This is a genomic window from Vibrio sp. V12_P9A6T4 (genome assembly GCF_963874835.1).
GTDB lineage: Bacteria > Pseudomonadota > Gammaproteobacteria > Enterobacterales > Vibrionaceae > Vibrio > Vibrio anguillarum.
On the sequence record NZ_CAWNJO010000034.1, the window covers coordinates 1 to 19,652 of the forward strand.

The following is a 19,652-nucleotide window of genomic DNA, read 5'->3' on the forward strand; positions in this document are numbered from 1 at the left end:
TCTGTATACTCTGGCAGCTCAAGATCCGTAAGGTCGCTCTCGTCTTCCTTTTCTTCTAGAGAAGGCTCGTTAATTGAAGCAAGTGCATCTTCTTCACTAAATTCAGGTAAGGCTTGCTCGTCAATCGCTTCAAAACTTTCTTGAGCAACAGGCTCTGACGCCGTCTCTTGAGGCTCAGCTATCGCATCCGCTAGCGCGTCTTCTTCTGACTGCTCTGGCAGTTGGACTTCGGAAAGCTCGCTCTGTGACTGTTCTTCTAGCGATGGCTCATTAAAGGAAGCAAGGAGATCTTCTTCTTCGAACTCCACTAACTTGTCATCGTGGAGCTCCTCAACATGGTCCTTTGCCGATGATTCTGCTGAATTGGTTTGAAGCGGCTCAACATCAGCTTGGCTTGGTTCTTCGTCTTCTAGCTCACCAATGTCCCAGTCTTCATCTTGTGGAACTCCAAATTCGTTAGGGCTGACTTCTGGTTTGCTAACCTGTGCGGGTTCTATTTTTTCCGGGGATGTCGAGCTGCTTAGAGGTTGCTCCTCATTCGGCTTCAGATCCGGATAACTTGCCCCTTCAATTTCTGGGTTAAAATCAAATGAGTCGTCGATAAATTCTTCATCGATGTCGCCATCAACCACTCCCATCTGTTCATCATCCAGTAGAGGATCTTTTTCAGGAGCGGCACTTAGCAGATCGTCAATGAAGATGTCGCGGTTAAACTCGGAATCTTCAACGCTATCGTTTTCATTATCCAACAACTCGCTATTTTGCTGTTCGGCCTCTTCGATATTCTGAGCATGCTGCTCGATTTCCAGCAACTCTTCAAATAATGCCGTACCATCTTCTTCAGCGAGACTATCCTTATCTTCAGCACCTTCTTGCTCTTGGTCTGCCTTTTCAAACGCAAGTGATTCAGAACCATTGTCAGTAAATAGTTCGTCCAATAGCTCTGTACTATTCTCATCCAGCTCGGTTTCAATGTCGGATTCCGTAGCTTCTTCACCCAATAACTCATACAGAGTTTGATCACCAGTGAAGTCAACATCATCAATATCTTCTTCGCTCGAAGCGATGTCTTTATCGGGCTGCACAAGTTCTTCAAGTAAGTCGGTGCTTTCCGATAAGTCTGTCTCGCTCTCTTCATCATCACCGAGTAGCTCATCGAGCAGTTCGACACTGTCGCTATCAATTGCTAGGACGTCTTCATCTTGCTCTTCTAATAATTCATCCAGCAGCGCTGTTTCAGTGGAGGAATCAGTTTCTATTGAGGTGAGGTCAGATTGCGCTTCAATCGTTGCGAATAGATCATCAAGTTCACTATCCGACGCTAGCTCTGCTTCTTTTAAATCGAAGTTACCGCCGGTTTTTGCTAGCTCGGGCTCTTCTGAATCCAAGTTGAAATCATCTTCGGACTCATCCAATAATGAATCAAAGTCAAAACTATCATGATGATCGTCATCACTATTGGCGGCAAACAAATCGTCAAGTAGCGATTGATCTAAAGTATCGCTTCCGAGATCTTCAGCTTTATCATCTCCAGCCAATAACGCGTCAATGTCGTCTTCAGAGATGGAATCATCATCATCGGATAAATCAAATTCTGTTTCGCTATCATCTTCATCTAATAACGCTTCGTCTAAAGCTCGCGCCATCTCATCGAGACCGACAGCTTTTTCGTCAGCACCAACACTGATGCCGTTACTGCTAGCGGTCAAATCTTCTAAATCCGCAGCAAGATCACCATCATCGCCGATACTCGCAAATGGGTCTTCGCCATCTTCACCTTCGAGGTTGAAGTCTAAATCTGTATCGTCTAAATCGGCAAAAATGTCCGATTCTTGCTCAGCATTGTCATCGATTTCATCATCCAGTGTGATATCGTCACCAAATAACTTCTCACTATCATCAGACTCACCAAACAAGTCATCATCCAGCATTAAATCATCGTCAATATCTTCAAGGCTGCCAGCAGCCATTGGCGTTATGGGCTCTTGATTACCTTGAGTGACAACAGGCTGCTCCGTTGGCTTGGATCGGCGGCCAAGCAACATCACAACCAGTAAACCAATTAACAGACCAGGAATAAGGGCGAGAGCGGCGACCAACCAAGAGTTGGAAAGCAGTTGATCAAGTGCACTTGGTGCAAGCTTTTGCGCCTCTAATGCTTTTCTACGTTCTTCATCAAGTAGCTTTTCAACTTCAGAGCGAATGCGGTTTTCGTCACCGAGTTCTCCTTTGAGTGCATCGACTTCAGATTGAACATCTGCCAGCATCAAACGTAACTTATGATTTTTCTCTTCAAGCGCCAGTAATTCAGTATCAGATTTCGCAACTTGTGTGCCAATATCTTTTAGCACAGGTTCACTCTTCGTCTTTTCAACAACTGGTTGAGCGACAGTAGAGGCAATTGTTTTTTCAGGCAAAGCTGTAGAAGCAGCAGTAACAGGCGCTGTTGGCTGCGCCGTATTAGCATTCAATTTGGCTTGATGCGCGGCCATGATATTGACCGCTTCTTGGGTGGGCGCACTATTTACCTGTGCCAATGATGGAACACGTAAGTTGCTACCTGGGATCAAACTGTGAATATTTTGATTTTCGAACGCCTGAGGGTTTAGCCGATAAATGGCCAGCAGGGTTTGTTGTACAGTGACGTTATTCGATGGGCGTAGTCGAGTGGCAATAGACCACAAAGTGTCGCTGTCTAAGGTTGGCCCAAAAAACGTCGATGGTTGGCTATTAGCCTGCTGAAGATTACGAGTTTGAGTGAGATTTTCTGAAAATTGAGGAGAAGACTGGATCTCACCATTCGGCCCAACCAGGCGAATGCTCTCGGCACTAACGATAGAAGTCTGAGTCACGGCAACCATTGCTATCGGCAACAGTAGACGCTGAAAAATTTGACGCATATAAGGCTCAGCTATGTGCTTGGAATAAATAAATACGATGATCTGTTTAATATATCGGATAACGCTAGCAAAACTATAGGACGCAAGGTAAAAAATGTGTCACGACTACGATAATCGCAGGAATCTCACACATTTTTCCCCGCTAAGTGAGCTTGCTCAGACAAAAACAGTACCATAATAAAAAGAAAGGCCAGCATTGGCTGACCTTTTTAAATAGTACTTAAGCTTACTCTGCGTCTATTTTTGCCCAAGTGTCACGTAGACCCACTGTGCGGTTAAAAACCAACGCTTCTGGTTTAGAATCTTTCGAGTCAGCACAGAAATAACCCATGCGCTCAAACTGATAACCTTGCTCCGCGTGTGCCGACACCAAACTAGGCTCAACAAAACCATTAATTTTAACCAATGAATCTGGGTTAATGGTTTCGGCAAAGTTGTCAGCCGCCGCCGGGTTGGGAACGGTAAATAGGCGATCATACAAACGAATTTCAGCTGGCAAGGCTTTATCGGCGGATACCCAGTGAATAACACCTTTCACTTTGCGTCCATCTGCCGGGTTTTTACCCAGAGTATCCATATCGTAAGTGCAGAATATTGTCGTAATATTGCCTTGTGCATCTTTTTCAATGCGCTCTGCTTTTATTACGTAAGCGCCGCGTAAGCGAACTTCTTTGCCTAGCACTAAACGTTTGTATTTCTTGTTGCCTTCTTCACGGAAATCTTCACGTTCAATCCACAATTCGCGAGTAAATGGAACTTCACGTTCGCCCATTTCAGGCTTGTTTGGATGATTTGCCAGCGTTAACGTCTCGACTTTACCCGCCTCAAAGTTTTCTATCACCACTTTTACAGGGTCAAGAACCGCCATGGCGCGAGGCGCATGTTCGTTTAAGTCTTCACGGATACAAGACTCTAACGAACTGAATTCGATCATATTTTCCTGTTTTGTCACACCTATGCGTTTGCAAAACTCACGAATCGATGCTGGTGTGAATCCACGGCGGCGTAAACCTGAAATCGTCGGCATACGTGGGTCATCCCAACCATCCACTAATTTTTCCGTAACCAGCTGGTTTAGTTTACGCTTAGACATTACCGTGTATTCAAGGTTTAAACGGCTAAACTCATACTGATGTGGTCGACAATCAATCGTGATATTTTCCAACACCCAATCGTACAGACGGCGGTTATCTTGAAACTCTAGGGTACAAATTGAGTGCGTGATCCCTTCCAAGGCATCCGAGATACAGTGGGTAAAATCGTACATTGGATAAATGCACCATTTATTACCCGTTTGGTGATGCTCAGCGAAACGAACACGGTAAAGCACAGGATCGCGCATCACCATAAAGGATGATGCCATGTCAATCTTGGCACGTAGGCACGCTTTGCCTTCTTCGAAACCACCAGCGCGCATTTTCTCAAATAGCGCTAGGTTTTCTTCAATGCTGCGATCGCGGTACGGACTTGGCTTACCTGCTTGAGTCAATGTACCTCGATATTCACGGATCTCTTCTGGACTGAGCTCTTCAACATAAGCCAGACCTTTTTGGATCAACTCAACCGCGTATTGGTATAGTTTGTCAAAATAATCTGACGAATAACAAACATCACCAGACCATTGGAAGCCGAGCCATTTCACGTCGGCTTTGATTGACTCAACGTACTCCATATCTTCTTTTTCAGGGTTTGTATCGTCAAAACGTAAATTACACTGTCCCTGATAGTCCTGAGCAATACCAAAGTTTAAGCAGATAGATTTAGCATGACCGATGTGCAGGTAACCATTTGGCTCGGGCGGAAAACGAGTATGCACACTTGTGTGTTTGCCATCCGCTAAATCTTTATCAATGATTTGGCGAATAAAATTCGATGGACGAGCCTCAGCTTCACTCATCTATAGCACCTCAAAATTATTTAGTATCGTCAGAAGATTTTTCTGTATGTAAGAGCAGCAATGCTTGCAGAAACAGAAAGTTTGTCGCTAATGATCCACAATTATCCGCTCTTGCACAATAAAAAGTGGGCATTTCCTGCGATTATTTCAAGACATTGCCTTTTGTCTGGCTAGGCTAAGCAAAATTTCAGGCAAAGGGCGTAAGAAATAGGCAAAAGCTACCGTTGTGGGCAGTCTTAAATTTGAATAGCGCTCATTTGATGAATAAGAAAAGCCTCTGCATGAAGCAGAGGCTTTAAAATAACCTAATCATCCGTTGCGATTAAGACTAAGGAAGTTTCACGCTAGAAAGATCTTCGTTTGCATTGATAGACTTCATCTCACCAGCAACGATTTCAGCAAGAGGACCTAAGATAACTTGTAGGTTATTAGTACCCAGTTTCACCACACCCATTGCACCCAATGCTTTTAATGTTTTCTCGTCGATAATGCTCATGTCATTGACAGATAAACGTAAGCGAGTGATACAAGCATCGATGTTAGATAGGTTGCTGTGACCGCCTAGAGCTTTAAGGTATTGTTTAGCGAGCTCAGAAGACTCTTTCGCGCCTGATACTTTGCTATCGCTGTCGTCATCTTCGCGACCTGGTGTTTTAAGGCCAAATTTCAAAATAACGGTACGGAAAATCACATAGTAGAGAGCAAAGAACACAATACCTTGAACTATTAGCATGTACCAATTAACCGCCAGTGGGTTACGTGATGACAATACCATATCCACAAGGCCTGCAGAGAAACCGAAACCCGCAATCCACTGCATTGAAGCAGCAATGAATACTGATAGACCCGTCAATGCTGCATGCAGTACATATAGTGCAGGAGCAAGGAACATGAACGAGAATTCTAGAGGTTCAGTTACACCAGTAAAGAATGAAGCAAAACCAGCTGCAATCATGATAGAAGCAACTTTCTCTTTATTCTTCGCTGTAGATGTGTGGTAAATAGCCAATGCCGCACCAGGTAGACCGAACATCATAATAGGGAAGAAGCCTGCTTGGTACATACCCGTTACGCCTGGGATACCAGTACCCTCAGCGATAGATTTTGCACCACCTAAGAAGTTAGGAATGTCGTTAATACCCGCAACGTCAAACCAGAATACTGAGTTCAGTGCGTGATGAAGACCAACAGGGATTAGCAAACGGTTAAAGAACGCATAGATACCTGCACCCGCAGAACCTAGACCTTGAATCGATTCACCAAACGATACTAGACCACCATAAACATGCGGCCATACATACATCAGAACGAAGGCGATAAAAATACCAGCAAACGACGTCAAAATAGGTACTAGGCGTTTGCCAGAGAAGAAGGCTAATGCTTTATGCAATTCTACAGTAGAGAAGCGATTGTAGATTTCAGCAGAAACAATACCTACTAAAATACCAACAAACTGGTTGTTGATTTTACCAAAAGCAGCAGGAACTGCGCTTGGATCAATACCTTGGATCTGTGCAACGGCTCCTGGAGAAAGCAAAGTCGTCACGACTAAGAAACCAACAAACCCCGACAATGCAGCAGCACCGTCTTTATCTTTAGACATACCGTAAGCCACACCAACAGCAAACAGTACAGACATGTTATCAATGATTGCAGCACCTGCTTTAATCAGGAATGCAGCCAAGGCACTGTTTGAACCCCACCCATTTGGGTCGATCCAATAACCAATACCCATTAGTATCGCGGCAGCTGGCAATGTGGCAACTGGTACCATCAACGCCTTGCCTACTTTTTGAAAGTATCCAAGAATATTCACCTTAAGTTCCCCCTATAGGATTTAGGATTTTTTGTATTTGGTTGAGCCACTTATTTTAGTCGCTCAATTTAGTCAAACTCAGTTTATGATATTAATTTTGCTCCGCAAATTAAAACCTTATCATTTGTGATCATAATCACCACAATCTGCCAAATACCAAGGTTTTTGCTAGCGAGATCATAAAACTTATTTTACAATTAAAAAAAATGGAAATTAGGCGATAATATTTGCCTGTTTCATCGTCGAATAGCATGTAAGCTAAACAACCCCGACTGGCTTTTTTCGTATAAAATGCAAACTATAACTATCAAATAACCCAGTCAAAACGAGCACTTAATTTTAATGTCATCCAGCATTGGCTGTTTGCTAGCAAGATAATTCGCGACCTAATTGAAGTAAGAAACGAAAGCACCGTACTGGCACATTCCACCTTTCATTTCGTCGCCTCGCCAAATTTATAAAGTATTGATAGATAAGGATTTGATTATTATGTACGCACTAACTAACTGTAAAATCTACACTGGCAGTGATGTGCTAGTTGACCATGCTGTGATTATCAACAACGAGTTGATTGAAGCGGTCTGTCCTATTGCGGATTTACCACAAGATATAGCGACACAAGATTTAAATGGTGCAAACCTAAGCCCAGGCTTTATCGACCTGCAATTGAATGGTTGTGGCGGTGTGATGCTGAATGATGAAGTAACGGCGACTACGATGCAGATCATGCATAAAGCCAACCTAAAATCAGGATGCACAAGCTTTTTGCCAACGTTAATCACCTCTTCAGACGAAGACATGCGCAAAGCGATTTCTGCCGCACGTGAATATCACTCTCAATATAAAAACCAATCACTGGGTTTACACCTTGAAGGGCCATATCTTAATGTGATGAAAAAAGGCATTCACAGTGTGGATTTCATCCGCCCTTCAGATGACAACATGATCGCCACTATGTGTGAAAATAGCGATGTGATTGCTAAAGTGACATTGGCGCCAGAGCACAACAATCCAGAACACATTGAACGTCTGGTGAAAGCTGGCATTGTGGTATCGATTGGTCACACTAACGCAACTTATACTGAAGCACGTAAAAGCTTTGAATCAGGCATCACCTTTGCCACACACTTATTTAATGCCATGACGCCGATGGTTGGACGTGAACCCGGTGTCGTTGGTGCAATTTATGACACCCCAGAAGTTTATGCTGGCATTATTGCTGATGGCTTTCATGTTGATTATGCTAACATCAGAATTGCTCACAAAATCAAAGGCGAAAAGCTTGTATTAGTGACCGATGCCACAGCTCCTGCAGGCGCTAACATGGATTACTTTATTTTTGTCGGTAAGAAAGTATATTACCGTGATGGTAAGTGTGTTGATGAAAACGGCACACTGGGCGGCTCAGCACTCACTATGATTGAGGCAGTGCAAAACACTGTTGAGCACGTTGGTATCGCATTGGACGAAGCTCTGCGGATGGCGACTCTATATCCGGCAAAAGCAATTGGTGTGGATCACAAACTAGGCCGAGTTAAAAAAGGCATGGTGGCGAACCTCACTGCATTTGATAGAGACTTCAATGTTCAGGCGACGGTTGTTAACGGACAATACGAGCACAATTGATAATGAATGGCGGACAAATAGGTAACGTAGATTTAGTCAAACAACTCAACAGCGCAGCAGTGTACCGATTGATCGACCTACAAGGTCCGATATCTCGTATTCAAGTTGCCGATGTGAGCCAACTTGCTCCAGCAAGTGTTACAAAAATAACCCGCCAACTTCTGGAACGCGGCCTCATTAAAGAGGTCGCACAACAAGCCTCTACTGGCGGACGTAGAGCCATCTCCTTAACAACCGAAGTCGCCCCTTTTCACTCTGTCGCCGTACGTTTAGGCCGAGATTACATTCAGCTCAGCCTGTATAATTTAGGGGGCAAAGAACTCGCGTCGGACTATCACGAGTTTCACTATTCTCACCAAACACAATTAATTGAGGGACTCCTTTTCCACCTCAATACCTTTATCAAACAACAGCAAGAGCGAATCGAACAGTTCATTGCCATTGGTATTGCCCTACCCGGCTTAGTCAACCCAGAAACGGGTGTCGTAGAATACATGCCCAACATTGCTATTGATGCACTCGCTTTAGGTGACATCATTCGTGATAATTTTCATGTTGAATGTTTTGTTGGTAACGACGTGCGCGGCATGGCGCTTGCCGAACATTATTTTGGTGCCAGCAAAGACTGTCAAGACTCTATCCTAGTCAGCGTTCACCGAGGAACTGGTGCTGGCATTATCGTCAATGGCCAAGTATTCCTAGGCTATAACCGTAACGTGGGTGAAATTGGTCATATCCAAATCGACCCACTCGGCGAACAGTGTCAATGCGGAAATTTCGGCTGTTTAGAAACGGTAGCCGCAAACCCGGCTATTATATCTCGTGTTAAAAAACTGATTGCTCAGGGCTATGAATCTAGCCTAGCGAATATAGAGAGCATTACCATCAATGATGTATGTGAGCACGCCAATCTCGGTGATGAGCTAGCAAAACAGAGCTTAATTCGAGTGGGTAATCAACTCGGTAAAGCCATTGCGATGACCATCAACTTGTTCAACCCACAAAAAGTGGTAATTGCAGGTCAAATCACAGCCGCTCAAGAGATCGTATTCCCCGCGATTCAACGAAATGTAGAGAATCAATCACTCAAAACTTTCCACACCAATTTACCCATAGTCGCGTCGCAGATTGATAAACAACCAACCATAGGTGCATTTGCTATGATTAAACGGGCAATGTTAAATGGTGTTTTACTTCAAAAATTACTTGGCGATTAAGCAACCGATTGAATTATAATAAAAGGCTGTGTCGTCATGACACAGCCTTTTTTACAACCAAAACATTATTTTTAAACCAAAGCATTACTAAAGGAATTTATGGAACTTATCCTAATTTCAACGGCTTTTTTCGCAGGGTTTATTGCCTTGAAATGCAATTTACCTCCGTTGGTTGGCTTTTTAGTTGCTGGGTTTGGCCTTAATGCCGCTGGCTACCACAGCAGCGATACCATTCTGACCCTAGCCGATCTAGGGGTTACCTTATTGCTGTTCACAATTGGACTTAAGCTAGAGATTAAAACCTTACTTGCGAGAGAAATTTGGGCTGGTGCCACGGTTCATAACCTCCTTTCGACAGGAATTTTCAGCATTGCTTTATTGATATTCAAATATTTAGGGGTTAGCTCTCTGGCCTCGATGTCAATTGAACAATTAGTTCTGCTTGGTTTTGCTTTGTCATTCTCCAGTACTGTTTTTGCGGTGAAATCACTGCAAGAGAAAGGAGAAATGAACGCGACATACGCCACTATCGCCATCGGTATTCTTGTGATGCAAGATATCTTTGCTGTCATATTTTTAACCGTCTCGACAGGAAAACTTCCTCATTGGTACGCTGCCACTTTATTGATCCTACCCTTTATGCGACCACTATTTTACAAACTGCTCGACTGGGTTGGTCACGGTGAAATGCTTGTTCTGTTTGGTATATTTTTTGCCTTAGTGGTCGGAGCAGGATCATTTGAATTGGTTGGGATGAAACCCGATCTTGGTGCTCTGATTTTAGGCATGCTGCTAGCAGGCCATCGCAAAGCATCTGAGTTGTCAAAATCACTCTTTAATCTAAAAGAGCTGTTTCTCGTCTGCTTTTTCCTCAACATTGGACTATCAGAACAACCCACAATGACTGGGTTTGCGCTCGCATTGTTGCTCTTACTGCTGCTTCCCATCAAAGGTATCCTCTATTTTTGGGTACTCAACCGCTTTAAATTCCGAGTGAGAACCTCATTGTTAGCCACCTTGTCTTTATTCAATTTCAGTGAATTCGGACTGATTGTGGGGGGGCTTGCTTTCAAAATGGGATGGATGTCGGGTGATATATTGGTCGCACTGGCCATTGCGGTATCCATTTCATTTGTAATCGCAGCCCCAATAAGCCGTAAAGGCCATGAACTCTATCAACATTCACGGCAATGGCTCAAAGAACATGCCGCTGAAAAACTCAACACCAAAGATCAATTAATTAATCCAGGCCATGCCCAGGTACTCATATTAGGGATGGGCCGCATAGGTACCGGTGCATATGATGAGTTGCGCTCTCGTTATGGCAAAATAAGTTTAGGCATAGAAGTCCGAGAAGAGGTTGCTCATGATCACCGCTCACAAGGGCGCAATGTTATTGCTGGTGATGCAACCGACCCTGATTTTTGGGAGCGTATTCTAGACACTGGTAATGTAAAACTCGTACTGCTTGCTATGCCGCATCATCAGGGTAACCAAATCGCACTATCGCAGTTACAACACCGTAATTTTAAAGGTCAAATCGCAGCCATCGCCGAATACCCAGACCAATTGGAATCACTATTGGAAAGTGGTGTTGATGCGGCATTCAACATCTATAGCGAAGCGGGTAGCGGTTTTGCCCGTCACGTATGTAAACAGCTCCAACCTAATTTTACTAAACCGTAATAATGTCTAGGTAAGCCATCGCAATTTTTAGGTAAAACATTGTCATTTCTATGCCCAACTCAATACGGCCCCAGAGCTTAGTTGGGCATAATTTACCCACCATCGCTCAAAAACAGAAAACAAATAGAAAAAATTCATATAAAGCACTCATTACTTAAATAAAATTCACCAAGATGCATCTTATGTGATATTAACGACACCATATGGTTGCTTTTTTTAACCAGAATGGCAAATTAGGTCCAACAGATTAAAAATCATCAAAAGGAAGTTGTATGTGTTCTATATTTGGCATTCTTGATATTAAAAGTGATGCAACAGCGTTACGCCCAATAGCGCTAGAGATGTCTAAAAAAATGCGTCACCGCGGCCCTGACTGGTCTGGCATCTATGCTTCAGAAAAAGCAATCTTGGCTCATGAGCGCCTTTCTATTGTCGGTTTAAACAGCGGCGCACAACCACTTTACAGCCCAAATAAAAAGCACATATTAGCGGTCAATGGTGAGATTTATAACCACAAAGAAATTCGTGCTCGTTACCAAGGCAAATACGATTTTCAAACCGACTCTGACTGTGAAGTGATATTAGCGCTTTATGCAGACATGGGTGCCGCGCTGCTTGAAGAACTCAACGGCATCTTTGCCTTTGTGCTCTATGATGAAGAAAAAGATGAGTACCTCATCGGGCGTGACCATATTGGTATCATTCCTCTTTACCAAGGCCATGACGAACACGGTAACTACTACATTGCATCCGAAATGAAAGCTTTGGTAAGCATTTGCAAAACTATCAGTGAATTTCCTCCTGGTAGTTACTACAGCTCGAAAGAGGCAGGCGCACAGCGCTACTATATTCGAGATTGGAATGAATATGCGGCAGTCCAAGGCAATAGCAGCAGTAAAGAAGAGCTAAAACAAGCATTAGAAGCGGCCGTGAAGCGCCAACTGATGACAGATGTACCTTATGGTGTTTTGCTTTCTGGAGGATTGGACTCTTCAATTACGTCAGCCATTGCGAAACGTTACGCTGCAATGCGAATTGAAGATGATGAACAATCAGAAGCATGGTGGCCACAGCTTCACTCTTTTGCGGTGGGTTTAGACGGTGCTCCAGACCTTAAAGCGGCTCGTGAAGTGGCTGAAAAAATTGGCACTGTACACCACGAAATGACTTATACCATCCAAGAGGGTTTAGATGCTATTCGTGATGTTATTTACCATATTGAAACGTATGACGTGACGACAATTCGAGCCTCTACTCCGATGTATTTGATGGGGCGGAAAATCAAAGCTATGGGTATCAAAATGGTACTTTCCGGCGAAGGAGCGGATGAGATCTTCGGTGGTTACTTATACTTCCACAAAGCACCAAACGCGCAAGAATTCCACGAAGAAACTGTGCGTAAACTGCTGGCGTTGAACTTGTTTGACTGCGCTCGCGCTAATAAATCTTTAGCGGCTTGGGGAGTGGAAGGACGCGTTCCTTTCCTAGACAAAGAGTTTATTGATGTTGCAATGAGGCTTAACCCTGCTGACAAAATGTGTGGCAATGGCAAGATGGAAAAACACATTCTACGTGAGTGCTTTGAAGATTATCTGCCAGCCTCGATTGCTTGGCGTCAAAAAGAGCAATTTTCCGATGGTGTGGGCTATAGCTGGATTGACACACTAAAGAGTGTTGCTGAAGAAAAAGTTACCGATCAACAGATGGAAACAGCAAAATACCGCTTCCCATATAATACTCCAGCGACAAAAGAAGGGTATGTTTACCGCGAGATCTTCGAAGAGCTGTTCCCGTTAGAGTCTGCTGCACAATGCGTTCCTGGAGGTCCTTCTGTAGCTTGTTCTTCCGCCAAAGCAATAGAGTGGGATGAATCCTTTAAAAATTGTATTGACCCGTCAGGCCGAGCTGTCAAAGCGGTGCATAATGAAGCGTACTAACCAAAACGCTGGCTAATAAAGCAAATAAAAGGCGCAAAATGCGCCTTTTATTTGTCTAAAGAGCTTACTGTAGAGAGTCAATCACGAATCTAATTCTAAATGTTTATTATCAATGCTCATCGGTATCACTTGGCTGATCATTTTAACCAGCATAATCGATCGCGTCTCACCATCGGGCTCTTGGTAAATGGCATCAATTCCTGAGAACTGCCCACCCTTAAGTCGAACTACCTGCCCTTTTTCTGGAATATTGAACGATGCTACCGGTAATTTTAACTGGTCGAGTAACTTCAATTCCTCGATCAAATCACTGTCCAACTCCTTCGGATGTGAACCAAATCGGATGAAATCAACCACACCGCGAGTAGAGCGCACACTAGTAAAGGTTGGGCCAATTTCAAAATCAAAGTAAATGAACATATAGGAGGGAAAAAGTGGCTCTTTGACAACTTGCCGCTTACCCCGAAGAATTCTCTCTAGTTCAATTTCTGGGTAGAAACATTCGACACCTTGGTTTTCAAGGTGTGCTTTAGCACGCCTCTGATCGCCACGTTTACAATACAACAAATACCAACGTTTCATTTTATTCCTAGCTACTGCTTTTCTTTTTCTTGAATCCTAACACCATCCTCCTCCTCAATAAACGGCTAATAAACTGAACACAAAAATAAACCCTTAATGTCCGAACAAGGCAAATTCAAATAATCAGTAATGAAAGATAAGTTTTCATAACGCAACAAAACTTTGAGCATTGATAGACATGCATTTTAAAAACAATGAGTTAGTTAATAATACCAGAATAAAATACTGATTTTACTCATTGCGATACGCTAAAAGCCCATGTATATCTAAAGCACAATTTTTCTCATCTCAAATACTAATAATTCTTATGACAAACCAACATCAATACTTTGGGCACCCAAGGGGCCTATTTTTACTTTTTGGCACAGAGCTATGGGAGCGTTTTTCGTATTATGCGATGCGCGCCATTTTGGTACTTTATCTTACAGACGCAACGATGAATGGCGGTCTAGGTTGGTCGACTAAAGATGCTCTCGATCTTTACGGCACCTATACAGGGCTAGTCTACATCACACCGCTTATTGGTGGTTACCTTGCAGATAACTACCTTGGGCAACGCCGTTCTATTTTATTGGGTGGAGCGTTAATGGCCATTGGCCAATTTACGCTGGCACTGCCTGCAGATGTGCTAGGCATTGGCTCTCTACACACTTTCTATTTAGGCCTTGCACTGCTTATCTGTGGTAACGGTCTATTTAAGCCCAATATCTCAACAATGGTTGGTGACCTATATAATGAAGGTGATAACCGTCGTGATGGCGCGTTCACCATCTTCTACATGGGGATCAATTTAGGTGCGCTACTTGCTGGTGTGATCTCTGGTTCAGTTACTAACTCATTTGGTTGGAAAGCCGGTTTTGTGGCCGCTGGTATTGGTATGCTGATCAGCCTTGTGATGCAAATGGCAATGGCTCAATCATGGCTTGGTAATATTGGCCGCGAACCAGCAGCTAAGCGCGATCTAAAACTGAAAAAATCAGCAAATAAAGAACCACTAACGAAAGCAGAAGTAGATCGTATCAAAGTTATCCTTGTGATGAGTTTGTTTACTATTGTTTTCTGGGCGGGTTTCGAACAAGCTGGTGGTTTAATGAACATTTACACGCAGCAATACACTGATCGTATGATGGGCGGTTTTGAGATACCTGCGGCTTGGTTCCAATCGTTAAATCCATTTTTCATTATTACTCTTGCCCCTGTATTAGCCGTATTATGGGTAAAATTAGGTAAGCGTGAACCAAACTCGCCAATGAAGTTTGCATTAGCGATGTTCTTCTTAGCCCTAGGCTTCCTATGCATGGTTGGTGCGGTTATGGAGCAAGGTGGTGACACTACCGTAAAAACATCAATGCTATGGCTTGTCGGTGCCTTCTTCTTCCATACCTTGGGCGAACTGTGTCTATCACCAATTGGTCTATCGCTTGTCACTAAACTAGCCCCACTACGCCTTGCTTCATTAATGATGGGAGCATGGTTCGGTTGTAACGCAATCGCGAATTATGTAGCAGGCCATGTAGGTTCTCATGTGGGAGAGCTTGGTGCGATGGCTATCTTCAGCGGTATTGCAGTAACAGCAACCATTGGCGGCGTCATTTTACTGTTGTGCTCTAACACGCTCGTTCGTTGGATGCACGGTGCAGAAAGAGCCACAAGCTACGCTGAAGAAATTGAGGAGCAACAAGCTCAGTTGGTTTAGCTTCAAATATACCTAGTGGTAATTCAAGAATAATAATGACAAACGGTCACGCTATAGTGACCGTTTTTGTACCAGAAAAGAATTCAACTCATCAGCGCTTAACTAAGGAAGCCATCATTTCTATATGCATTGCCGAATCATTTAGGCACTCAATGTAGGTAAACAATTCTCCACCAGCATGTATAAAGGTTTCTTTACCTTGCTCAGCTATCTCTTCTAGGGTTTCTAAACAATCCACCGAGAAGGCGGGTGTGATGATATCCAACTTTTTAATACCGCGGCTTGGCAGAGCCTCTAATGTTTTATCCGTATAAGGCTGTAGCCACTCTTCACGTCCAAAAATAGACTGATAGGTCATGCCGATTTGGTCAGCATTCAAACCAAGTTCTTGTGCCAAAAGTTCTGTGGTTTTTTGGCAGTGCTGTGGGTAGATATCACCGTTATCGGCGTATCGCTTAGGGATACCGTGGTAGGAACAAAGCAAATAGTCACCTTGCCCGTTACGTTGCCAAGAGTCACGGACTCTACTCGCCAAAGATCGTATATAAGCAGGGTGATTATGATAATCACGAATAAAACGTAAATTGGGCGTCACAGGGATACGTTTCATCGCTTTGGCAAGGCCATCAAACACGGCAGCCGTAGTAGTACCAGAATATTGAGGGTACAGAGGCAGCACTACAATCTCTTCAACACCACGCTCCAATAATGTGTTGATACCCTCTAAAAGGCTTGGTGAACCATAGGTCATACCAAGTTCCACTGGTGTACCGAGATACTGTTCTAACGCTTGCACTTGGCGTTTAGAGTACACCATCAAAGGAGAGCCTTCTTCCATCCAAACAGATTGATATAACTTAGCAACCTTGGGAGCTCGCAGCGGAAGAATCACACCATGTAATAATGGACACCAGATCCAACGATTCATATCAACCACACGCTGGTCATGTAAAAATTGGCTTAAAAATCGTTTTACTGCCGATGCCGTCGGTTCACTCGGCGTTCCCAAGTTAACCAATAGCACACCCTGTTTTTGATTATTTTGCATTACTTCCATTCATCCATTTCATTGTTAATTATTGAGTACGAATTCGCGGCAGGAAAGTTCATAAAAAAAGCGACCTTTAGGTCGCTTCCACTATAACAAAGTTAACAAGCCTATACTGAGCCAATTATGCTAATGCTTTCTCAATATCAGCGCTAACTTGAGCAACTGGCTTAGTGCCATCAAATTTTAGGTATTTCGTATTACCCATTTGTGCTTCTTTACCGTAGTAAGTGATCAGTGGCGCTGTTTGCTCGTGGTAAACACCTAAACGAGCACGAACGGTTTCTTCTTTGTCATCATCACGAACGACAAGATCTTCACCTGTTACGTCATCTTTACCTTCCACTTTTGGCGGGTTGTAAATGGCGTGGTAGGTACGACCAGAAGCCAAGTGAGCACGACGTCCCGCCATACGCTCAACAATAACGTCATCGGCAACATCAAACTCAATCACATAGTCAACATTAATACCCATTGCTTTTAAGCCATCAGCTTGAGGAATCGTGCGAGGAAAACCATCGAGTAAAAAGCCCTTTTCACAATCGGCTTGGGTGATGCGTTCTTTGATTAAGCCAAGGATGATTTCATCAGAAACAAGTTGACCAGCATCAATCACTGATTTCGCTTTTTTGCCAAGTTCAGTACCTGCTTTAATCGCAGCACGTAACATATCACCAGTAGAGATTTGTGGAATACCGTACTTCTCCATGATGAATTGAGCTTGAGTGCCTTTACCTGCACCGGGAGCACCTAGAAGAATGATGCGCATGTTTAATCCTCTTTAGAAAATTATGATTTATACCGAAGCTCACAACCAGATGAGACTTAAAACCAACGGTAAGTTTCGGTATAACGGTAATGAGATGAGTGAATAATAATTCGGCGAGCAACATACACAGCTTACCGATCGCATTCAAGCGATGCATTCTAACATACAAATTTAAGCGACTAACCAGATTAAGACTAAAGAATATAATCTTGGCCGGATGTTCGCTGCAAGTTTGCCTAAAATATCGCTCGTTCTCAGCAGAGAATCGCTATTCAAAGCAAAAAGCTCGCAGTTGCGAGCTTTTTGTTAGCCAGTTAGCTATTCAACCTTAGTCAAAAGCTGATTAATTGCGGTTAGGAATTGTGACGGATCTTCCATCGAACCACGCTCAGCAAGCGTCGCTTGACCTAGTAAAACTTCAACCCAGCGACCAAATACTTGCTCATCCGCTTCATCGGCCATCCGTTTCACTAACGCATGTTCAGGGTTAAGTTCCAAAATATACTTCACCTCTGGTACCGGTTGACCAGCCGCAGCAAGCAATTTTGCCATCTGCGTACCCATCTCATAATCGTCGGTCACAACAACCGCTGGAGTACTTGCCAGTTTAAAAGTAGTTCGAACTTCTTTGACACGATCGCCAAGGTACTGCTTCGTACGTTCAACCACCGATTTAAACTCTTCTTCAGTCTCTTTATGCTTCTCTTTTTCCGCTTCATCTTCGAACTGGCTCAGATCTAGCCCAGCTTTGGTGATGGATTGGAACATTTTTCCATCAAACTCAGTGAGGTAGTTCATCAACCACTCATCAATGCGATCAAACATTAAAATAACTTCGATACCTTTGGCTTTAAACTGCTCTAGGTGTGGGCTATTTTTGGCCGCAGCATAGCTATCGGCGGTGAGGTAGTAGATTTTATCCTGCCCCTCTTTCATCCGTTCAACATAAGCCGCTAAACTAACCGTTTGCTCTGCTGAGTCAACCTCGGTCGAGGCGAAGCGCAATAGGTTGGCGATCTTCTCTTTATTAGCAAAATCTTCTGCAGGCCCCTCTTTGAGTACCAAACCAAACTCTTTCCAGAAGGTTTGATATTTATCAGCATCATTGCTCGCCATACGTTCAAGCATGGTCAATACACGCTTGGTACAAGCATTACGCAATGATTGAGTCACCTTGTTATCTTGTAAAATCTCGCGTGAAACATTAAGCGGTAAATCGTTTGAGTCGATTAAACCACGAACAAAGCGCAAGTAGGACGGCATAAATTGCGCAGCATCATCCATGATAAAGACACGCTGAACATAAAGTTTCAAGCCTGATTTATGATCGCGATTCATCATATCCCAAGGTGCTTTCGCTGGAATATAAAGTAGGCTGGTATAATCGTTTTTACCTTCTACACGGTTATGGCTCCACACCAGTGGGTCAGCATAATCATGGGAAACGTGTTTATAGAACTCTTGATACTCTTCATCACTGATTTCTGACTTAGAACGCGTCCACAACGCCTGTGCTTTGTTGATTTGTTCCCACTGGGTCTCTTCAGTCTCGTTACCTTCGTCATCACGAACTTTGGTTTGGATAGAAACTGGAATTCCAATGTGGTCTGAATATTTAGAAATCACATCACGCAGACGCCATTCAGAAAGGAACTCTTTGCCTTCCTCTCGCATGTGCAAAATGATATCGGTTCCACGAGACTCTTTATTAATGCTTTCTACTGTATATTCACCTTCACCTTGTGAATACCATTGAACCGCTTCGTTAGCGGGTAAACCCGCAGCGCGAGTTTTTACAGTGACCGCATCAGCGACGATGAAGGCCGAGTAAAAACCCACCCCAAACTGACCGATAAGCTGAGAGTCTTTAGATTGATCTTGGGATAGTTTAGAGAAAAACTCCGCTGTGCCGGATTTTGCAATCGTACCTAGATGTTCAATGACATCTTCGCGGCTCATACCAATACCGTTATCTGAAATGGTCAGCGTATTCGCTTGGGTATCAAACGATAATTTAACGCCTAAGTTGGCATCACCTTGATATAAATCGGCATTAGACAACGCTTGAAAACGAAGTTTATCCGCAGCATCAGAGGCATTTGAAATTAATTCGCGAAGGAAGATCTCTTTATTGGAATAAAGAGAGTGAATCATAAGATGAAGTAACTGTTTGACTTCAGATTGAAAACCACGAGTTTCTTTATTGGTAGTAGCCGTTTCGCTCATACTAGCTCCATAACATCTGAGTTATTTTCATTCACACACAGAGTGTGCAACCAAGGATGATTTGCTAGTAAGATGAGGCTGGCAATTGTAAATTCAAGGTCAATAATCATAAAAACACTGTTTTTTTCATTTATTTTGATTATGCTTGCCGTAATTTTTATCAAAGAAAATAAAAACTAGCATAATGTTTCATCAATTGCTTCCCCAAGCAGGCTAGGTTGATGGACGGTTAAACATGCCAACAATAAGAAG

12 protein-coding genes are annotated in these 19,652 nt (G+C 43.3%); 5 read left to right on the forward strand and 7 right to left on the reverse strand.

What is annotated here, in order from left to right:
- The 3 genes from AACQ42_RS02870 to nagE form a co-directional block, all read right to left on the reverse strand.
- A partial coding sequence (locus tag AACQ42_RS02870; protein WP_094165686.1) for a FimV/HubP family polar landmark protein occupies window positions 1–2,900 on the reverse strand: 2,900 nt, incomplete at its 3' end.
- 226 nt (window positions 2,901–3,126) lie between these two features.
- Entirely contained in the window at window positions 3,127–4,797 is a 1,671-nt protein-coding gene (glnS, locus tag AACQ42_RS02875) for a glutamine--tRNA ligase (RefSeq protein WP_017048027.1), read from the reverse strand.
- Between the two features lie 328 nt (window positions 4,798–5,125).
- The gene (nagE, locus tag AACQ42_RS02880; RefSeq protein ID WP_013857296.1) at window positions 5,126–6,613 is read right to left on the reverse strand and encodes an N-acetylglucosamine-specific PTS transporter subunit IIBC; all 1,488 of its coding nucleotides are present in this window, start codon (window positions 6,611–6,613) and stop codon (window positions 5,126–5,128) included.
- A 489-nt stretch (window positions 6,614–7,102) separates the two neighbouring features.
- Here nagE and nagA point away from each other — a divergent pair, with 489 nt between their 5' ends.
- From nagA to asnB, 4 genes are all read left to right on the forward strand, one after another.
- Window positions 7,103–8,239 (forward strand): N-acetylglucosamine-6-phosphate deacetylase, encoded by a 1,137-nt coding sequence (gene nagA, locus AACQ42_RS02885; RefSeq protein ID WP_026028127.1) that lies wholly within the window; start codon window positions 7,103–7,105, stop codon window positions 8,237–8,239.
- A gap of 2 nt (window positions 8,240–8,241) precedes the next feature.
- Window positions 8,242–9,456 (forward strand): DNA-binding transcriptional regulator NagC, encoded by a 1,215-nt coding sequence (nagC, locus tag AACQ42_RS02890; protein ID WP_026028126.1) that lies wholly within the window; start codon window positions 8,242–8,244, stop codon window positions 9,454–9,456.
- A 99-nt stretch (window positions 9,457–9,555) separates the two neighbouring features.
- On the forward strand, window positions 9,556–11,142 hold the full coding sequence (locus AACQ42_RS02895; RefSeq protein ID WP_017045500.1) for a cation:proton antiporter family protein: 1,587 nt from the start codon (window positions 9,556–9,558) through the stop codon (window positions 11,140–11,142).
- A 272-nt stretch (window positions 11,143–11,414) separates the two neighbouring features.
- Window positions 11,415–13,079 (forward strand): asparagine synthase B, encoded by a 1,665-nt coding sequence (gene asnB, locus AACQ42_RS02900; protein ID WP_017045499.1) that lies wholly within the window; start codon window positions 11,415–11,417, stop codon window positions 13,077–13,079.
- Between the two features lie 81 nt (window positions 13,080–13,160).
- Here asnB and rfaH read toward each other — a convergent pair whose 3' ends face one another.
- Window positions 13,161–13,661, reverse strand: a complete 501-nt coding sequence (gene rfaH / locus AACQ42_RS02905) for a transcription/translation regulatory transformer protein RfaH (RefSeq protein WP_013857303.1) — start codon at window positions 13,659–13,661, stop codon at window positions 13,161–13,163.
- Between the two features lie 307 nt (window positions 13,662–13,968).
- Here rfaH and AACQ42_RS02910 point away from each other — a divergent pair, with 307 nt between their 5' ends.
- On the forward strand, window positions 13,969–15,357 hold the full coding sequence (locus AACQ42_RS02910; RefSeq protein ID WP_026028956.1) for a peptide MFS transporter: 1,389 nt from the start codon (window positions 13,969–13,971) through the stop codon (window positions 15,355–15,357).
- A 91-nt stretch (window positions 15,358–15,448) separates the two neighbouring features.
- Here AACQ42_RS02910 and hemH read toward each other — a convergent pair whose 3' ends face one another.
- The 3 genes from hemH to htpG all read right to left on the reverse strand — a co-directional run bounded on the left by hemH (window position 15,449) and on the right by htpG (window position 19,400).
- On the reverse strand, window positions 15,449–16,414 hold the full coding sequence (hemH, locus tag AACQ42_RS02915) for a ferrochelatase (protein WP_094165687.1): 966 nt from the start codon (window positions 16,412–16,414) through the stop codon (window positions 15,449–15,451).
- Between the two features lie 115 nt (window positions 16,415–16,529).
- Window positions 16,530–17,174, reverse strand: a complete 645-nt coding sequence (gene adk / locus AACQ42_RS02920; protein WP_013857306.1) for an adenylate kinase — start codon at window positions 17,172–17,174, stop codon at window positions 16,530–16,532.
- Window positions 17,175–17,492: 318 nt separating this feature from the next.
- Window positions 17,493–19,400 (reverse strand): molecular chaperone HtpG, encoded by a 1,908-nt coding sequence (gene htpG / locus AACQ42_RS02925; RefSeq protein ID WP_094165688.1) that lies wholly within the window; start codon window positions 19,398–19,400, stop codon window positions 17,493–17,495.
- Between the last annotated feature and the right edge of the window lie 252 nt (window positions 19,401–19,652).